Annotated in this window: 9 protein-coding genes; 3 read left to right on the top strand and 6 right to left on the bottom strand. The window is 70.2% G+C overall.

The genetic code is table 11. The features are described 5' to 3' along the window. Positions 1–44: 44 nt before the first annotated feature. A complete protein-coding gene (locus tag ACW4TU_RS08905) occupies positions 45–3,878 on the top strand; it encodes a GH92 family glycosyl hydrolase (protein WP_457426371.1) in 3,834 nt (1,277 codons plus the stop codon). A gap of 28 nt (positions 3,879–3,906) precedes the next feature. On the opposite strand, the gene ACW4TU_RS08910 is transcribed toward ACW4TU_RS08905, so the two are convergent. From ACW4TU_RS08910 to ACW4TU_RS08930, 5 genes are all read right to left on the bottom strand, one after another. Further along, on the bottom strand, positions 3,907–4,293 hold the full coding sequence (locus ACW4TU_RS08910; RefSeq protein WP_457426373.1) for a hypothetical protein: 387 nt from the start codon (positions 4,291–4,293) through the stop codon (positions 3,907–3,909). A gap of 48 nt (positions 4,294–4,341) precedes the next feature. Then, positions 4,342–7,635 carry a GH92 family glycosyl hydrolase gene (locus ACW4TU_RS08915; protein WP_457426375.1) on the bottom strand — a complete coding sequence of 1,098 codons (3,294 nt, stop codon included), beginning with the start codon at positions 7,633–7,635 and terminating at the stop codon, positions 4,342–4,344. A gap of 390 nt (positions 7,636–8,025) precedes the next feature. Further along, positions 8,026–9,126 (bottom strand): lytic polysaccharide monooxygenase auxiliary activity family 9 protein, encoded by a 1,101-nt coding sequence (locus ACW4TU_RS08920; RefSeq protein WP_457426377.1) that lies wholly within the window; start codon positions 9,124–9,126, stop codon positions 8,026–8,028. Positions 9,127–9,479: 353 nt separating this feature from the next. After that, entirely contained in the window at positions 9,480–10,985 is a 1,506-nt protein-coding gene (locus ACW4TU_RS08925) for a sensor histidine kinase (protein WP_457426379.1), read from the bottom strand. Then, positions 10,982–11,707 (bottom strand): response regulator transcription factor, encoded by a 726-nt coding sequence (locus tag ACW4TU_RS08930; protein ID WP_457426381.1) that lies wholly within the window; start codon positions 11,705–11,707, stop codon positions 10,982–10,984. The genes ACW4TU_RS08925 and ACW4TU_RS08930 overlap by 4 nt, the downstream gene beginning before the upstream one ends. A gap of 258 nt (positions 11,708–11,965) precedes the next feature. Here ACW4TU_RS08930 and ACW4TU_RS08935 point away from each other — a divergent pair, with 258 nt between their 5' ends. Both ACW4TU_RS08935 and ACW4TU_RS08940 read left to right on the top strand, forming a co-directional pair. Continuing rightward, complete coding sequence (locus ACW4TU_RS08935) at positions 11,966–15,637, top strand: S8 family serine peptidase (protein ID WP_457426383.1); 3,672 nt, start codon at positions 11,966–11,968, stop codon at positions 15,635–15,637. Between the two features lie 56 nt (positions 15,638–15,693). Beyond that, positions 15,694–16,704, top strand: a complete 1,011-nt coding sequence (locus ACW4TU_RS08940) for a helix-turn-helix transcriptional regulator (protein ID WP_457426385.1) — start codon at positions 15,694–15,696, stop codon at positions 16,702–16,704. Positions 16,705–16,896: 192 nt separating this feature from the next. Here ACW4TU_RS08940 and ACW4TU_RS08945 read toward each other — a convergent pair whose 3' ends face one another. Next, positions 16,897–18,174, bottom strand: a complete 1,278-nt coding sequence (locus ACW4TU_RS08945) for an IS701 family transposase (RefSeq protein WP_457426387.1) — start codon at positions 18,172–18,174, stop codon at positions 16,897–16,899. Between the last annotated feature and the right edge of the window lie 381 nt (positions 18,175–18,555).

The following is an 18,555-nucleotide window of genomic DNA, read 5'->3' on the forward strand; positions in this document are numbered from 1 at the left end:
GCCAAGGTGACAACGTTGTCCGACGGCAGGGAGGGTGCTCTCGCATGCGGCAGGGAGTTCGATACAGGGCTCGGTACAGGACTCGTTACGGATGGGCGTTCGGATCAATTCCGGCCATCGCAGCGGTGTTCGCACTAGTGATCGGCGGGCAGGGCGTGGCGACCGCTCTGCCGGTGACCGCGCAGGCCGCCGACCGGGAGTTCGTCTCCTCGTTCGAGGCGGGTGAGCCGGCGCCGGACTGGCTGAACACCGTCGACACGGGGCCGGACGGCACGAAGCGGGCCTCGGGTGTCGACGGCGGCTACAGCAGCGGCATTCCGGGCAATGTGACCGACCATGTGACGGACGTACGGGCGAGCGGCGAGAACACCGGCGGGGGCGAGGTGAAGGAGAACCTCGTCGACGGTGTGCCGGGGACCAAATGGCTGACGTTCGCGTCGACCGGCTGGGCGGAGTTCGACCTGGACGAGCCGGTCAGGGTGGTCACCTACGCGCTGACCTCGGCCAACGACCACGCCGAGCGCGACCCGGCCGACTGGACCCTCCAGGGCTCGGCGGACGGCACGACGGGCTGGACGACCCTCGACAGCCGTACGGGCGAGTCGTTCGCGGAGCGGTTCCAGACCAGGTCGTACGACCTGTCCTCGCCCGCCGGGTACCGGCACTTCCGGCTCGACATCGGACGGAACAACGGGGGCGCCATCACGCAGCTCGCCGATGTCCAGTTCTCGACGGGCAGCGTCGACACGCCCGTGCCCCGGGACATGCTGTCCCTGGTGGACCGCGGCCCGAGCGGCTCACCGACCGCGAAGGCCCGCGCCGGTTTCACGGGCAAACAGGCGCTGCGATACGCCGGAACACACCGGGCGGCCGGACGGGCGTACTCGGCCAACAAGGTGTTCGACGTGAACGTGGCCGTCGACCGGGACACCGAGCTGTCGTACCGGGTCTTCCCCTCGATGGCGGACGGCGATCTCGACTACGCCGCCACGAACGTGTCAGTGGACCTGGCCTTCACGGACGGGACCCTTCTGAGTGAACTTCAGGCGGTCGACCAGCACGGCTTCGCGCTGACGCCCCAGGGGCAGGGCGCGGCCAAGGGGTTGTACGTCAACCAGTGGAACCACGTGGCCTCGCGGATCGGGTCGGTGGCGCAGGGGAGGACCGTCGACCGAGTGCTGGTGGCGTACGACTCGCCGACCGGTCCCGCGAGGTTCCGGGGCTGGATCGACGACGTGACGCTCCGGTCGGTCGCCCCCGAGCCGCCTCGGGAACACCTGTCCGACTACGCGTTGACGACCCGGGGCACCAACTCCAGCGGCGGCTTCTCCCGGGGCAACGACTTCCCGGCGACGGCAGTGCCGCACGGCTTCAACTTCTGGACGCCGGTGACCAACGCGGGCTCGCTGAGCTGGCTGTACGACTACGCACGGGCCAACAACGCCGACAACCTGCCGACGATCCAGGCGTTCAGCGCGAGTCATGAGCCGAGCCCCTGGATGGGCGACCGGCAGACCTTCCAGGTGATGCCGTCGGCCGCCGCCGGCCCCCCGGACACCGGCCGTACGGCACGGGCGCTGGCCTTCCGGCACGAGAACGAGACCGCGCGGCCCGACTACTACGGGGTGCGGTTCGAGAACGGCGTCAAGGCCGAGATGACCCCGACCGACCACGCGGCGGTCCTGCGCTTCACCTACCCCGGCGCCGACGCGAGCGTCCTGTTCGACAACGTCACCGACCAGGCGGGCCTGACCCTCGACCAGGAGAACGGCACCTTCACCGGCTACTCGGACGTGAAGTCGGGCCTGTCGACGGGGGCGACCCGGCTGTTCGTGTACGGGGTGTTCGACGACGACGCGGTGGTCACGGAGGGGTCGTCGAGCGGGGTCAAGGGCTATCTCCGGTTCAGGGCGCCGACCGGGGTGGTGACGCTTCGGCTGGCCACCTCGCTCATCAGCGTCGAGCAGGCCAAGGCCAATCTGCGCCAGGAGATTCCGGAGGGGGCGTCCTTCGAGACGGTACGGGCCGCCGCACAGCGGCAGTGGGACGGGCTGCTCGGGAAGGTCGAGGTGGAGGGGGCAACGCCGGACCAGCTGACGACGCTGTACTCCAGCCTGTACCGGCTGTATCTGTACCCCAACTCCGGCTTCGAGAAGGTCGGTTCGAAGTACCAGTACGCGTCGCCGTTCTCCCCGATGCCGGGTCCCGACACTCCGACGCACACCGGGGCGAAGATCGTGGACGGCAAGGTGTACGTCAACAACGGCTTCTGGGACACCTATCGGACGACCTGGCCCGCCTACTCTCTCCTGACACCTCGTCAGGCGGGTGAGATGGTCGACGGGTTCGTGCAGCAGTACAAGGACGGCGGCTGGACCTCGCGCTGGTCCTCCCCCGGGTACGCCGACCTGATGACGGGCACCTCGTCGGACGTGGCGTTCGCCGACGCCTATGTGAAGGGCGTCGGTTTCGACGCGAAGTCGGCGTACGACGCGGCCGTGAAGAACGCGACCGTCGTGCCCCCGACGTCGGGCGTGGGCCGCAAGGGCATGGCGACCTCGCCCTTCCTCGGCTACACGAGCACCGAGACGCGCGAGGGCCTGTCGTGGGCGTTGGAGGGCTACCTCAACGACTACGGCATCGCCCGGATGGGCCAGGAGCTGTACCGGGAGACGGGCGGGAAACGGTACAAGGAGGAGTCCGAGTACTTCCTCAACCGTGCCCAGGACTATGTCCGGTTGTTCGACACCAGGGCCGGCTTCTTCCAGGGCCGGGACGCGCGGGGCGACTGGCGGGTGGAGTCGTCGGCGTACGACCCGCGTGTCTGGGGCTACGACTACACGGAGACGAACGGCTGGGGTTACGCGTTCACCGCCCCGCAGGACAGCCGGGGCCTGGCCAACCTGTACGGCGGCCGGGCGGGCCTCGCGGACAAGCTCGACGACTACTTCGAGACCCCGGAGACGGCCTCACCGGAGTTCGTGGGCTCCTACGGCGGGGTCATCCACGAGATGACGGAGGCCCGGGACGTCCGGATGGGCATGTACGGCCACTCCAACCAGGTGGCCCACCACGTGAACTACATGTACGACGCGGCCGGCCGGCCCTGGAAGACACAGAAGAACGTCCGCGAGGTCCTGTCCCGTCTCTACACGGGCAGCGAGATCGGTCAGGGTTACCACGGCGACGAGGACAACGGCGAGCAGTCGGCCTGGTACCTGTTCTCGGCGCTCGGCTTCTACCCGTTGGTCATGGGCAGCGGCGAATACGCCATCGGCTCCCCGCTGTTCACCAAGGCGACCGTCCATCTGGAGAACGGCCGGGACCTGGTGATCAAGGCCCCGAAGAACAGCGCGCGGAACGTGTACGTGCAGGGATTGAAGGTCAACGGCCTGCCCTGGACGTCGACTTCACTCCCCCACTCGATCGTCTCCCGGGGCGGAACCCTGGAGTTCGACATGGGCCCCGAGCCCTCGACGTGGGGAGCGGCCAAGAGCGCGGCGCCGGTGTCGATCACCCAGGACGACAAGGTGCCGACGCCGCGGGCGGACGTGGTGACCGGCGGGGGCGCGTTGTTCGACAACACGTCGGCGACGGACGCGACGGTGAGGTCCGTGGACCTGTCGATCGCCGGTCGCACGAAGGCCGTTCAGTACACGCTGACGTCCTCGGACCGGGCCGAGGCCCCGACGGGCTGGAAGCTGCAGGGCTCCTCGGACGGCACGAACTGGCGGACGCTGGACCGGCGTTCAGGTGAGTCGTTCAGGTGGGACAGGCAGACCAGGGCGTTCTCGGTGGCGTCCGCGGGCTCGTACACGCGCTACCGGCTGGTCCTCGACGGTGAGTCGACGCTGGCGGAGGTGGAGTTGCTGGGCTGACCAGCGCGTCCAACGCCCGCTTCGCCAGTCAAGGATCGGGGAAGCGGGCGGGGAGGCGGGGGAGCAACCGGCGTAGGGAGTCGGCGTGTTGGTGGACGCGCTTGAGCATGGAGCGCCGGTTGTGGACTGTGCCGGGGACGTCCTGGGGCGGGCCGCAGCCTGCAGCTGTGTAGACGTCCTCAAGCCACGCGCCGAGTGCCTGTGTTCCGTCTGGAGCGACTGGCATCAGCCGCGTCGCGACCTCGGCCTCTCGGCCCCCCAGGAACCAGAGGCGAACTGCCAGATCCTCCCGTCGAAACATCAGCCCGTTGTCGATGTCCTCGGGCTCCGAGAAGCCCTCGCTCTCGACGAGGAACGCGAAGGCGGCTCGCGCCTCCGACCTGAACTCCTCTGACAGGTTCGGCCGTTGCCCCATCCAACGATGGTCGCGCGCAACGCCGTGTCCCGCCAGAGGCGGCGACGGTCAGGCGGTCGCGAGGGTGAAGACATGCAGGTTGGCGTTGACCGGGAGGCGGACGCTCGCGATACTCCGGCCAGTCGGTGCCTGGAACGGCCTCGTCGCGTAGACGTACGTCGGGACCGGGTCCCGGCCCGCTCCCGAGACGTTCCGGTACGGGGTCCGGGCGACGATCTCGTTGCCGAACTGGACGGTGCTCGTGCCGCCGCAGAGGGTCCAGTCGGTGAGGGCGAGGTCGATCGAGTCGGTGGTGCCGTCGGTGTAGGCGACAGTCGCCTTCGTCTGCTGGTTGCCGAAGACTCCGCTGCCGATGAACGACAACCGCGTTGCCGGAGCGGCTAGTTGAATGCTCTGGGCCGTCGCCGACGCGTTGTCCGGGCGGCCCGGCGGCGAGGTCGGCCAGGTGAAGGCCAGGCCCGTCCGTAGCTTGCCCCGCGTGCCCGGGGCCAGGCCCGCCGCTGCCAGAGCCTGGCGGGAGTGGCTCCAGCCGCCTCCGTCGTAGTCGGCCTCGGTGTGGTCGCCGGTGTCGTCGGAGATGCCCGTGTTGTTGTACGCGGTGAGGAGGGAGCCGGGGGCCGCCACCGTGAGGGAGATCGGCTGCTCGTACGCCGTGTTGTCCGTCGACGTCACCCTGATAGTCGCCTCGTAGAAGCCCTGGCCGATCCCGGGTTGTGCGGTGAGCGTGATCCGCTGGATACCGTCAACCACCTTTCCTGAAGCGGGTGTTGCCGAAACACCGGCCGGGGTCTCCACCTCGAAGCGCACCTCCGGGCCCGCGTCGCCGCCCCTGCCCGTCAGGGACAGTGCCCGGATGTCCACCTGTGCGCTGGCGCCCGGTGCGAGCGTCGCCGTCGTGGGACCGACGCCGATCTGGTACGGCTGCTCGCCCGCCCGGAAGGATGGCGGGGCGTCTGACGGAGCGGTGCCCCAGGTGGGGTTCGGGGTCGCGGCGAGGGCGTAGTCCAGGGTGCCGCCGCGCCGGACGAAGGACGCCGGGAGCCAGGGGCGGTCGCTCGGGCGGCCGTTGACGGCGAGGGACCGGACGTACGGGGCATCCGCCGCCGCTCCCGGTGCGCGGATCGAGATGTCGTTGCCGTACGGGCGGTTGATCTCGATCCTCGGGAACAGGGGTGAGGCCAGGATCAGTTCGGCTCGGGACGGCACCTGTGGGTACATGCCGAGCACTGCGAAGACGTACCAGGAGGACATCGCGCCCAGGTCGTCGTTGCCGGGGATGCCGTCCGGGCGGGTCGACCAGAGCCTTGTCATCGCCGCGCGCACCGTCTCCTGGGTTTTGTGCGGCGCGCCCGCGTAGGCGTACAGGTAGGGGACGTTGACCGAGGGTTCGTTGTCCAGCTCGGACTTCTCGCCGCCGCTGCCGGTGAGCGCCCAGCTGCCGTCGGCGTGGTGGAAGAAGGCGTCCAGGCGGTCGGTTGCCGTGGCCGTGCCGCCCATCGCCGCGAAGAGGCCCGCCGGGTTGTGCGGGACCATCCAGGTGTACTGGGCCGCCGTACCCTCGACGAAGCCGTTGCCGGTGGCCGGGGTGAAACCGGGGACCCAGCTGCCGTCCGCCTTGCGGTTGGTGATGTAGCCGCCGCTTCGGTGGGCCGCGATGTGGAAGTTGTTCTGCCACCACTGGGCGCGCTTCATGAAACCGTCCGCCGTCCTCGTCCTCCCCGCCGCGCGCGCCAGTTCGGCGAGGGCGAAGTCCGCGCCCGACATCTCCAGCGTCTCCGCCGCGCCGGCCCACGCGTTGGACACCGACGGCATGTAGTGGTGCGTCAAGTAGGCGTCCAGGGAAGGACGTTGCCCGGCCGACAGAACAGGCCTGCCCGCCGGGGACAGGTCCTGCGGAGTGGGGACCGTCGCCGCCCGCAGGAGGGAGTCCAGCGCTCCGCGCAGGTCGAAACGGGTGCCGCCGAAGGCACGGATGCCGGCGAGGGCGGCGGGCGAGGGGTCGCCGTTCATGACGTGGGTGCCGCTCGCGCCGTGCAGCCAGCGGTCCCACAACCCGCCGTTCTGCCGGGCGAGTTCGTAGAGGGACTGGGCGATGTCCGAGCCGGCGCCGGGGTCGAGGAGGGTGAGCAGCTGGACCTGGGAGCGGTAGACGTCCCAGCCGGAGAAGGTGCCGTACTGGTGGCCGTGGCTCGCGCGGACCAGATGGACCTCGCCGTCGCCGCCCCGGTACCGGCGGTCGGCGTCGCTGATGACGTTCGGGTGGAGGAGGGAGTGGTAGAGGGCCGTGTAGAAGGTGGTGCGTTCAGCCTCCGTGCCGCCGCCGACCTCGATGGCGGCGAGCCTGGCCCGCCAGGCGCGTTGGGCCGCGTACCGGACCGACGTGAAGGAGCGGGCCGGCGGGTTCTCGGCCGCGAGGTTGGCCTCGGCGCCCGCCCGACTGACGTACGAGATGCCGACCTTGACGCCCACCGGGCCCGTGCCGGGCTCGAACTCCACATATCCGCCTGCCCCTTTGCCCGCCACGGGACGGCCCCTGTCGGCGGTGAAGCCGCCTGTTCCGCCGGACGCGGAGGTGGCACCCGGGCTCAGCCGCTCGTCCTGCCAGGTGCCCGTCGCCTTGAAGGCGCGGTCGAAGCGGGCCGTGAAGTGCAGGGTGTAGTAAGGGCGTCGGCCTTCGGGGTCGAGGTGGCCGCAGAAGTTGCCGGAGGTGACCGAGCCGGAGACCGTACGGGCGGCGGGGTCGATCGTGACCGTCGAATCCGTCGAGCCCACCTCGGAGTTGGCGGTCCGGATCAGCATCGAGGCCGGTCTGTCGGGCGGGTAGGTGAAGCGGGCGGAGCCTGTGCGGGTGGTCGCCGTGAGGTCGGCGGTGACCCCGGACGCCATGCCCACCCGGTAGTGGCCGGGCTCCGCCTTCTCGTCGGCGTGATTGAAGTCGGCCGCGTACACCGCGTCCTTGGTGTCGCTCGGCGGGGAGGACGTGACCTGACCGGCGTACGGGAAGAACGGGATGTCGCCGCTGCCGCCCGCGCAGCCCGTGCCGGACATGTGGGTGAGGCTGAAGCCCCGGATGCGGGTGGCGTCGTAGTGGTAGCCACCGGGGGCCGCCGTCCGGGTGGCGTCGCCCCGGGTGTTCTCCGGGCTCCAGGAGAGCATCCCGAACGGAACGACCGCGCCCGGGAAGACATCGCCGCCGTTCCTGGTGCCGATGAGCGGATCGACGTAGGGAGCGGGGTCCTGGACCAAGGGGTTCGGAGGTGCCGCCGTCGTCGCGAGCGTCGGGGTGGGTGTGCCGAGCGCGAGAGCGGCGGCCAGCAGCAGGGACGTAGGGCGGACACGCATGACGCGGCCCCTCCTCCTTCGGACGGGTCGCGCTCCACAGGTCGCACAAGCCGCGGGGACAGTGACGTGCGTCAGCGGTACCACGGGAGGTCGAGCGCCTCCGAGAGGACACGCAGGCCGGTCACGCGTGCGGGGTACCTCGTCCACTCCCCTGGGGGACCGCGGAGGCGAGGCGACCGGCTTGACGATGCTGTCCGTTGGGGCGATAGGGTGACGTTCGGACCGCTGGACAACGTTGTCTCCAACTGGTCACCTCCCCGACGCACTCCACCCGGGCCTCATCCCCCGTGCCGGCCCGGCTCGCGGACCCGGTGGGTATCGACCACCGGGTCCGCCCTGAGCGGCCTTGCACCTGCTTGAAATCGAGCCTGAATGTGCAGCCCCGCGGGTCTAACCGACCCGGCAGGGCAGGGTGGTCGCCGTATCAGCGCCGGAGCCCCGGACGACGTATCCGAACGTCGCGGTCCTGCCGGGATCGAGCGAGCCGTTCCAGTTGGCGTTGTGGACCATCACCGCCTGGCCGTTGTAGGTGGCGTTGCCGTTCCAGAGGCTGTCCACCGTCTGGCCCGCCGGGAGTGTCCAGTCGACCATCCAGCCGAGCATCGGCACGGTTCCGGAGTTGGTGACGGTCACCTCGGACTGGTAGCCGCCGTTCCAGCTGCCCGTCGTACGGCGACTTGCGGTGCACGCGCCGGGCGGGGGCTCGGTCGGCGGGTTGCCGGGGTCCTTGATGCCCGTCACCTCGCCGTTGCCACCGTCGAAGACGACGTCGGAGCAGGAGTAGAAGGTCTCCGCGCTGTCGGAACGCTGCCACACCATGTAGATGATGTGGCGCCCGGACTTGTTCGCCGGAAGCTTGCCGTTCCAGGAGTAGTTGGCCTCGACGTTGCCCGGGGTGCCGTTGAGCGGCGGGTGGTCGACGCTCAGGAACGGCTGGGACTCGATCGCGTCCCAGGTGAGGGTCTTGGTCGGGTCGAAGCCGTCCTTGGTGATGTAGACGTAGAACCAACCCGGGTGCGCCGCCCACGCGTTGTACGAGAAGTCGACGTTGGCGCCCGAGGTGAGATGGGTCACCGGCCAGTCGGCGCTGGGGGTGTTGAACCCGGTGAAGTTGGTGTTGCCGCCGCTGCACAGCTGGCCGTCCGGGACGAAGCCCCGGGTGCGGCCCGCGCCGTCCGAGCGCAGTACCGAGAACCAGTTGTAGAACGGCGTGGTTCCGCTGACCTGTTGCGCTGTCTTGCAGGCCGGGTTGATCGCCTTGATCTCGCCGGTGTCCGTGAGGGCGTCCTCCCAACAGAGGAAGGTACGGCTGCCGGGTTTCATCGGGGTGCCGTGGGCCTCCGCGTCGCCGCCCGCCGTGACGACCAGGCCGAGGGCCGGGATGGCGGTGAGCAGGGCCAGGAGGATGAGGAAGAAGGCTCTGCCTCGGGTGGGTAGCGGTAATCGGCGTGGGGTCCGGGGGGAAGGTGGGGATACTGATGTCAGGGCCATGTCATACCTGCCTTCAGTCGTACGCGATGCGCCGTACGTCGTGCGGTACGTACGGAACGTGCGGGTGAAGGGGCGCGCCCGACTGGGGGCACGCGTGATGCGCGATGCGCACGGTGTGATGCGTGGGGGGTGGTGAGGTGGGAGCAGTTCCCGCTTACGGGTTCCGGTCCGCTCGGTGTGGGAGCGCTCCCACCTCACCCTCCTTTGAAGCTAGCGCCGCACGGTGCCGTTGTAAACGCCTGACGCACGAGGACCGCACCCGGATGGCTGCGGCTCCGGCGAATCCTGAAGCCGAAGGCGGGCGTTGAGGGCGGGAGCCGGGGGCGCCGCTTCGCATGCGGCCGTCACCATGGTCACCGCCGGAGGGGTGTACGGAGTTCCGGGCGCGACGTCGGCGGCGGCGCCACTCTCGCGGTGGGCAGTTCGATCGTGAACTCGGTGTGTCCCGGGGCGCTTTCGACGTCGATACTGCCTCCGTGAGCGGCCACGATGGCCGACACGATGGCGAGGCCGAGGCCCGAACCCCCGTCCCGGGGGCCGCTGCGGGCGCGCGAGACGTCGGCTCGGGTGAAGCGTTCGAAGACGGACGGGAGCAGGTGCGGCGGGATGCCGGGGCCGTCGTCGCGTACGCGGATGACGCACCGCTCGCCCACGACCTCCGCCGAGGCCACCACCGTGGTGCCGGCGGGGGTGTGGACCCGTGCGTTGGCCAGCAGGTTGGCCACCACCTGGTGCAGCCGGGCCTCGTCGCCGACGACCAGCGCCGGGGAGTCGAGGAGCAGCGCCAGCTGCCAGTGGTGGTTCTCGCCCGCGGCCCGCGCGTCCCACACCGACTCGGCGACCACCGCCGCGAGGTCCACCTCGGCGGACTGCAACGGCCGCCCCTCGTCGAGGCGGGCAAGCAGCAGCAGGTCCTCCACCAGCCCCGTCATCCGCGCCGACTCCGCCGACACGCGCCGCCAGGCCAGCGCCGGCTCGATCCGCTGCGTACCCCGGTTCATGAGTTCCGCGTATCCGGCGATCGAGGCGAGCGGGGTACGGAGTTCATGGCTGGCGTCGGACAGGAAGCGCCGCATGCGTTCCTCGTCGGCCTGGCGTTCGGCGAGGGACGACTCGACGTGGTCGATCATCCGGTTGAGGGCGGCGCCGACCTGGCCGGCCTCGCTCTGCGGGTCGGTGTCGCGTTCCGGGACGCGGGTGAGGCCGACGACCGCGCCCCGGCCCAGCGGCGCGCGCGAGACCTCGACGGCGGTGGCGGCGACCCGGCCCAGGGGCCGGAGTTGGCGCCGTATGACGACCGCGCAGACGCAGCCGGCGATCGTCAGTCCGACCACGGCGACCGCTGCCTCGATGACGACCAGGCCCTGGATCATGTCCTGGACGTCGTCCATCGGCAGCCCGGTCAGCACCCGGACGCCGTTGCCGGTGGTACCGCCGATCGCCGTGATCCGGTAGACGCCGAGGCCGGGCACGGTGCGGGTGTGCATCGCGCCGTCGGCCTTGATGCCGGCGAGGGCCGACCGCTGGGCGGCGTCCAGGTCCCGCGGCGCCGCGTCCTGGGAGACGACCTGGGCGGTGAGCAGGGTGCCGTCGGCGGCGAGACGGGCGGCCAGGGTTCCGGCGGGCTGGCCGCTCTCGTTGAGGAAGCCGAGGTTGGTGTCCAGTTCGGGGTGGAGCGCGGCGCCGCCCTGGCTGCGCGCGACGGCGTTGGCGACCCGGTCGTCGAGGCTGCCCAGCAGGTACCTGTGCTGGGCGAAGATGGTGGTGACCGCCATGGCGGCGCACACCACGGCCAGGGTGACCCCGATGAAGAACAGCAGGCGGGTCCGCAGTGAGCGCCCGCGCAGACGTACGGTCATCTCCCGTCCTCCCCCGCCCGGATCGCGTAGCCGAGTCCGCGCACGGTGTGGATCATCGGGGCCCGACCCTTGTCGATCTTGCGGCGCAGACTGGAGATGTACACCTCGACGAGGTTGTCGCCGCTGTCGAAGCAGCTCGTCCACACATGGTCGAGGATCTGCCCCTTGCTGAGCACCTGGCGCGGGTGGCCCATCAGCAGGTTGAGCAGGTCGAACTCCTTGGCGGTGAGCTGGACGGGCGTGCCGTCGCGGTGCACCTCACGACTCTCCCCGGTGACCACGAGGTCGCCCAGGACGCGTACGGAGTCGTCGGTGCGCGTCTGTTCGGCGCCGCAGCGGCGCAGCAGTCCGCGCAGCCGCAGCACGACCTCCTCCAGGGAGAACGGCTTGGTGACGTAGTCGTCCGCGCCCGCTTCCAGTCCGTCGAGACGGTGTTCGAGGGCATCGCGGGCGGTGAGCATGAGGACGGGCAGCCGTGGACGCTCGTACCGCAGCCTGCGGAGCACCTGGAGGCCGTCGAGGTCGGGCAGCATGCCGTCGAGGACCACGGCGTGCGGAGCCGAGGAACGGGCGATGCGCAGCGCGCTCTCGCCGTCGGCGGCGGGGTAGGGCCGCCAGCCCGCCTCGGTGACGGCCACGCACAACAGTTCCGTGAGTGCCGGTTCGTCGTCGACGATCAGCACACGGACGTGACCGCCGCGAACCCCATAAGTGCCAGACATGTACGAATCGTGTCCCGGTTTCCTGGGGGAATCCTGTGTTCAACCTGGGTGACGGCCGTGGGACGCGCTTGTGGAGCCATCGACCGCGGCATCGGACGCGGTGCCGGATGCGGTCAACTGCCTTGGCCGAAGGTGGCATTGGCACTCCCCGGCCACAGGAATCCCTTGAGTCCCGTTCCGTACAGCGCCCACGCTGATCACCGGCTTCCGCTCACCAGGCCGGAAGCTTTTTCCAGCGTTCGGGGAGGACGTCCACAGATGCGAAGACTCCATGCCCTCTGGGCCGCGGCAGGAGCGGCCGGGCTGGTCGCGGGTGCGGTCGTACCCGCGGCGGCCGGTCCGGTGTCCCCGGTCACCACCACCGTCAAGAGCCCCGGCTCGACCACTGCTTCAGCGCAGACGGTCACCCTCATCACCGGCGACACCGTGTCGCTCACCGCGGGAGCGGACGGTAAGAACGCCGTCGACGTCCGGCGGGGCAAGGGGCGCGAGGCCGCCACCTTCCTGTCCAGCGAGAAGAACGGTGAGGTCAGCGTCCTGCCGACGGACGCCATCCCGCTGATCCAGGCGGGCCGTCTCGACCCGGCCCTGTTCAACGTCAGCCAGTTGGTGAAGCAGGGCTACACCGACGCGAGGACCGCCGCGACGCCCGTGATCGCGACGTACAGCAAGGGCAGCGCGACCCCGGAGGGCTCGCGCCGGACGCTCGCGCTACCCGGGATCGACGGCGCCGCGCTGAGCGCGGGGAAGTCCACCGCGTTCTGGGCGGACATCGCCCCCGCCCTCGGCACCGAGCCCACCACGAAGGCCGCGAAGCAGCTCGGCGAGGGCATCGAGAAGCTCTGGCTGGACGCCCAGGTGACCGCGTCCCTCGACGTGAGCGTGCCGCAGATCGGCGCGCCCGAGGTGTGGCAGGCCGGCTACGACGGCAAGGGCGTCAGGGTCGCCGTCCTGGACACGGGCGTGGACGCCGGACACCCGGACCTCGCGGGGCGGATCGCGGGGTCGACGAGCTTCGTACCGGGCGAGTCGGTGCAGGACGGCCATGGCCACGGCACCCATGTGGCCTCGACCATCGTCGGCTCGGGCGCGGCCTCGGGGGGCCGCCTCAAGGGGGTGGCGCCGGGTGCGGAGCTGCTGGTCGGCAAGGTGCTGAACAACCGCGGCAGCGGCCAGTCCTCCTGGATCATCGCCGGTATGGAGTGGGCGGCGCACTCCGGTGCGAAGATCGTCTCCATGTCGCTGGGCGGTACGGCGACCGGCTCGTCCGACGTGCTCAGGGAGACCGTCGACGAGCTGTCCGCCTCCACCGGCACCCTCTTCGTGATCGCCTCGGGCAACGCGGGCCCGGGCGAGCGGACCGTGGGCACGCCGGGCATCGCCGACTCGGCGCTGACGGTGGGCGCGGTCGACAGGTCCGACGAGCTGGCCCCGTTCTCCAGCAGGGGTCCGCGCCCCGGCGACTTCGCGGTCAAGCCGGAGATCACCGCGCCGGGTGTGAGCATCACGGCGGCCCGGGCGGCGGGGACCGTCATGGGTGTGCCGGTCGACGACAACTACACGACGGCGAGCGGTACTTCGATGGCGACTCCGCATGTCGCGGGCGCGGCGGCGCTGGTCGCGCAGGCCCATCCGGACTGGACGGGAGCGCAGCTCAAGGAGGCGCTGGCCAGCACGGCGAAGACGAACGCCGACAACTCCGTGTTCGAGCAGGGCGACGGCCGGGTCGACGTCGTACGGGCGGTGCGGCAGAACGTCTTCGCCACGCCGACGCTGAGCTTCGGCAGGTTCGAGGACGGTGACAGCGGGGTCACCTCCAAGGACATCACGTACACCAACACCACTGACAAAGCGGTGGAGTTGAAGCTCTCGTCGTCGCTCGCCGACGTCACGTTGGGCGTCGGCACGCTGACCGTGCCCGCGCGGGGCACCGCCACGGTCCCCGTCGGCGTGGACCCGGCACAGGAGGCCGAGGGTCGGTACACGGGCCATGTCACGGCGACCGCCGACGGTATCCAGGTCACCACGGGCGTCGGCTTCGAGAAGGCTCCGCGGACGCACGCGCTCAAGGTCTCGATCCTGGGCCGCGACGGCAAGCCGTCCACCGCGGCGTCGATCTACACGCTCATGGAGCTGAACGGCGCCATCCCCAACCAGCACGGTTTCCTCGGCACCGGCTGGACCTGGCAGGTGCCGGCCGGTACGTACTCCGTCTCGACCTGGATCCCGGACCGCGACGCGGGTGGTCTGGCCGTCGGCACCTCGATCGTCGTCAACCCCGAGATCAAGGTCAACGGGGACACCGAGGTCGTCCTCGACGCCCGCAAGGCGGTGGAGATCAAGCCGAGGACGAAGGAGGACTCCGAGTTCCAGGGCTTCAGCACCAGCATGCACCGCGAGGGGCCGGGCAATGCCTGGGGGCTCACCTACAGCCAGGGCTTCTGGACGGACCACGTCTATGTCGCGCCGACCCCGCAGGTCACCGAGGGCACCCTGGACTTCTCCGCCAAGTTCCGGCTGTACGCGAAGGATCTGACGGCGAGCGTCATCAGTCCGGAGAAGTCGGCGCTGTCCTCGCTCTACTACTCGCAGACGTACGAGGGCCTGCCGTCGAAGATCAGCGGTGACCACAAGGTGCGGGCGGTGGACGCGGGCGGCGGTACCGCGGCCGACTTCGCGGGGCTGGACGTCCAGGGCAAGGTCGCGGTCGTCGGGCTCGGCGCCACGGAGCGGGCACAGGGCGCTCTGGACAACGCGACCAGGGCCGGCGCCGGTTACCTCATCGCCTACCACAAGACCCCCGGTTTCTGGATCGAGGCCGTGGACCGCGCGACCGCCGTCCCGCTGATGATCGCCACCGGCGAGGAGGGCGCCAGGCTGGCCGGGCTGCTGAAGACCGGCAGCAAGGTCACACTGAAGCTGGGCGGTACGCCGGACAGTCCGTACGTCTACAACCTGCTCGCGGCGCAGAGCGGCGCCATCTCGGCGAACCAGACGTACAGCCTGGACAGGTCCAACACCGTGAAGCGCAAGGCCCGTTACCACGGAGCGACGGCCGGCGAGATCGGCGCGGACACCGCGTACACCTTCCGCCCCTGGCAGGGCTACGGCATCGAGAACAGCGTCCCCGTGAAGCTGGGCACGGAACGCGACGAGTACTACTACGCCGACCCCGACACCCGTACCTGGCACGTCGTCTATCCCAACTGGGACACCTCCAGGGGCGAGTGGAGCCCGCTGCGCACCTTCGGCAAGGCGGGCACGGAACCCAGCGAGAACTGGCTGCGCCAGGTCGTCCGGCCCGGAACCAGCGAGGAGTACGGTCTCTCCGAACGCACCGGTGACAAACTCACCATGACCGTCACGGAGTTGAACGACTCCACGCCCGGTCACTACGGGTACGTCGACGGCACCGACAACACCGCGAAGGGCAAGCTCTACGCGGACGGGCAACCGGTCGGTGACTCGGCGCTCGGCGGGTACGGCGTCTTCGACGTGCCGGCGGACAAGGCCGCGTACCGCTTCGTCCTGGACGTGCGGCGCCGGGCCGCCTGGGCCAGGTACTCCACGAGCACGCACACCGAGTGGACCTTCGCCTCGGCGCACACCGACGCCACCACCGCGCTGCCGCTGCTCACCGTCGGCATCGCCCCGAAGGGGCTCGACCTTCTCAACCGGGCCGACGGCAAAAGGGAGTTGGAGATCGGGCTGCCGGTCGCGAACCAGTTGGGGCGGGTGCGGGCGAGCAGTCTGAAGGCCTGGGTCTCCTACGACGACGGCGCGTCCTGGAAGGTTGTGAAGGTCAAGGGCGGCACGGCCCGGTTCAAGGCCGCGAAGGGCGCCGAGTCGGTGACGCTGCGGGTGCGGGCCACCGACCGGGACGGCAACGGGATCGACCAGACCGTGCTGCGGGCCTTCGGTCTGAAGTAGGCCACACCCGCAACCTGTGCACCAGCCTTAACAAGCGTCATCTAGCGTGCCAAGCCATGAACACGGCACACGACACGGCGCGCGACACAGCACGACAGACCCCTGCCGCGAGCCCATGGTCCGCGGTGGGGGTCTCCGCCTCCGACGAGCTGGTGTACCAGTCGATCCTCCATCAGCCCGACGCGGGCGCGGCCGGCTGGGCCCTGCTGACCGGCACCCCGCCGGCCCGGATCCGCGAGTCCTGCGACCGGCTGCTCGCGCTCGGTCTGCTGCAACCGCCGGACTCCATGGGCGGGTTACCCGCGGTCGACCCGCGGGTGGCGATCCGCGCGCTGATCCGGCAGCGCGAGACCGAGTCCGAACTGCTCACCGCCACCGCCGAGGAGATGGCGACCGCGTACGAGGCGGGGCTGCTGCGCGAGGAGCCGACCCGGCTGATCGAGGTCGTCTCCGGCGAAGGGGCCATCGCGGCACGCCTGGAGGAGCTGTACGCGCGAGCCGAACGCGAGGTGTGCCTCTTCGACACCCCGCCGTATCTCGGCCCGCGCACACCGCAGTTGAACCGTCAGGCCGACCTGCTCGACCGCGGTATCGTCTCGCGCGCCGTCTACGCGGCGACCGCGCTGGAGGAACCGCAGATCCTGGCCCACGCCTGGCGGATGGTCGGACTCGGCGAGCAGGCCCGGGTGCTGCCGTCGGTGCCGGTCAAGCTGCTGGTGGTCGACGGGTGCAGGGCACTGCTCCCGCTGACCGCTTCGGCGGCGGGCGGCTACTGCTGTGTCGTGGTGCGGCACTCGGCGGTGACCGAGGCCCTGCAGAAGCTCTTCGAGCTGGCCTGGCAGCAGGCGACCCCGCTCGGCCAGGGGGCCGGTGACGGTGAACTCTCCGAGGGCGAGCGGACGTTGATGCGACTGCTGACGGCCGGCTTGAAGGACGAGGCCGTGGCCCGCCATCTGGGCGTGAGTCTCAGGACCCTACGCCGACGGGTGAGCGAGCTGCAGGACCGGCTGGGGGCGTCGAGCCGGTTCCAACTGGGGGTACGGGCCGCACAGCGGGGCTGGGTGTAGGGGGCCGTACGCACACGTAGTGCACACACACGAAGGGCCGCGCTCCCCGCCTGAGCGGAGAGCGCGGCCCAACTGCTCTACCGGATCGCCTAGTAGGACTCCGTTAGGTTGCTTTGGCTCTTGGGTTTGGTCTGGTGGCGGAGGTTCTGGGCAGAGGGCGGTGGCAGGTGGTGCAGGTGCCCGTCCAGCAGTTCAGCAGGTCCTGGATGGTGTCGAGGATCTGGTAGAGGGTGAGTCCGCCGTATCGGCTTTTGGGGCCAGGCGCTGTTCGGTGAGGAAGGCGTGGGCGGCGGTGACCAGGGTGACGTGGTGATGCCACCCCGCCCAGGAACGTCCCTCGAAGTGGTCCAGGCCGAGGCCGTGCTTGAGTTCCCGGTAGTCGTGCTCGATGCGCCAGCGGATCTTGGCCAGGCGGACCAGTTCGGCCACCGGGGTGCCGGCGGGCAGGTTCGACAGCCAGTAGTCGGTGGGTGCTTCGGCGCCTTCGGGCCACTCGACCAGCAGCGTGACCTCGGGCAGGACACCGTCCCACAAGCCCTCCCGCGCGGTCGCGGCGGCCCGGGCCAGGCGGCGGGCCCGGACCCCGGCCGGCCGCACCCGCAGGGCCAGGAAGCGCGAGCGCATCGCCCCGCAGGAGCCTTCACGCCAGGTGACCTCGGTGAATGCCTGTCGCCCGTGACCAACGGCCAGAACGGACACGGAGGACGGCTTGTCCCGGTAACGGGCCTGCGGTTTGCGGCCGTTCCCGGACCAGGCCGGGGCGGCGGGCTGCGCATGGCGCGGGTGCACGGTCACATCCGAACGGACCGCTACGACATATCCGATGCCCCGGCCGGCCAGGCCGTCGCGGAAGTCGGCGTTCTGCCCGTAGCCGGCGTCGGCCACCACCACCGGCGGCACCAGCCCCCACCCGGCCAGTTCGTCGAGGGTGTCCAGGGCCAGGCGCCACTTCTCCCGGTGCCCGACCTCATCGGGCACCTGGCAGCGACGCCGGCGTTCGGCGTCGCTGTCCCACTCCCCGGGCAGGAACAGCCGCCACTGAAGCGGGACGGAGGCGGCATCGGTGACCGCGTGCACGCTGACCGCCACCTGACAGTTCGCCTGCTTGCCCAGGGCCCCGCAGTACTGGTGAGCGACGGCGACCGACATCCTCCCGTCCTTGGGAAACGACACGTCGTCGATGGCCCAGGCATCCGGGCCGATCAGCGGCACCATCCGTTCCGCGATCCGCCGCCGCACCGGCACCGGATCCCACGGCGACTGGTTCACGAACTGCTGCAGGTTCTGCTCGTTGCCGTCCGGCAGCCGCGCAGCCATGGCCTGGATGGACTTGCGCCGCCCGTCCACCATCAGTCCCCGCAGATAACAGCCGCCCTTGGCCCGCTGGTCCTTGCGCGGCACCGAGGAGAACACATCAGCCACGAACAACGCCAACTTCGCCCGAGCACGGTTCACTTCATGTGCGTCCACACACCCACCATGCCGCTGAACACCACCGACAGAAAGACCTAACGGAGTCCTACTAGTTGCGGATCAGGTTGCGCAGACGTACTGAGACATGCTCCCGCTGCACGGTAGTTCTGCAGGATCTCGAGGACGATGGCGTTATGAGCAGTGATCCTCGCATCAGATCGCCATTATGCGCATCATTTCCGGGCGTGGAGGGCACGTCTGGCTGAGCTTTCCTACCGCCAACGCAGCACCTCAACACGCGCGGCACGGAGAGTCGACGTGCTCCGTTGGCGGTTGCCCCGTGTTCCGCCCGCTACTACGGCGGCGGGTCCAGGTCCTCGCGTGACCGGGCCCCTGTGCGCCCGTTTCTTGGCGATCCCCGGCCTTCTCGCCAATGAT

Source organism: Streptomyces kryoterrae (assembly GCF_054072135.1).

Bases quoted from the DNA above. Each gene is read 5' to 3' on its own strand.
- ACW4TU_RS08905 (WP_457426371.1), top strand. From the start codon at position 45: ATGCGGCAGGGAGTTCGATACAGGGCTCGGTACAGGACTCGTTACGGA.
- ACW4TU_RS08910 (WP_457426373.1), bottom strand. From the start codon at position 4,293: ATGGGGCAACGGCCGAACCTGTCAGAGGAGTTCAGGTCGGAGGCGCGA.
- ACW4TU_RS08915 (WP_457426375.1), bottom strand. From the start codon at position 7,635: ATGCGTGTCCGCCCTACGTCCCTGCTGCTGGCCGCCGCTCTCGCGCTC.
- ACW4TU_RS08920 (WP_457426377.1), bottom strand. From the start codon at position 9,126: ATGGCCCTGACATCAGTATCCCCACCTTCCCCCCGGACCCCACGCCGA.
- ACW4TU_RS08925 (WP_457426379.1), bottom strand. From the start codon at position 10,985: ATGACCGTACGTCTGCGCGGGCGCTCACTGCGGACCCGCCTGCTGTTC.
- ACW4TU_RS08930 (WP_457426381.1), bottom strand. From the start codon at position 11,707: ATGTCTGGCACTTATGGGGTTCGCGGCGGTCACGTCCGTGTGCTGATC.
- ACW4TU_RS08935 (WP_457426383.1), top strand. From the start codon at position 11,966: ATGCGAAGACTCCATGCCCTCTGGGCCGCGGCAGGAGCGGCCGGGCTG.
- ACW4TU_RS08940 (WP_457426385.1), top strand. From the start codon at position 15,694: ATGAACACGGCACACGACACGGCGCGCGACACAGCACGACAGACCCCT.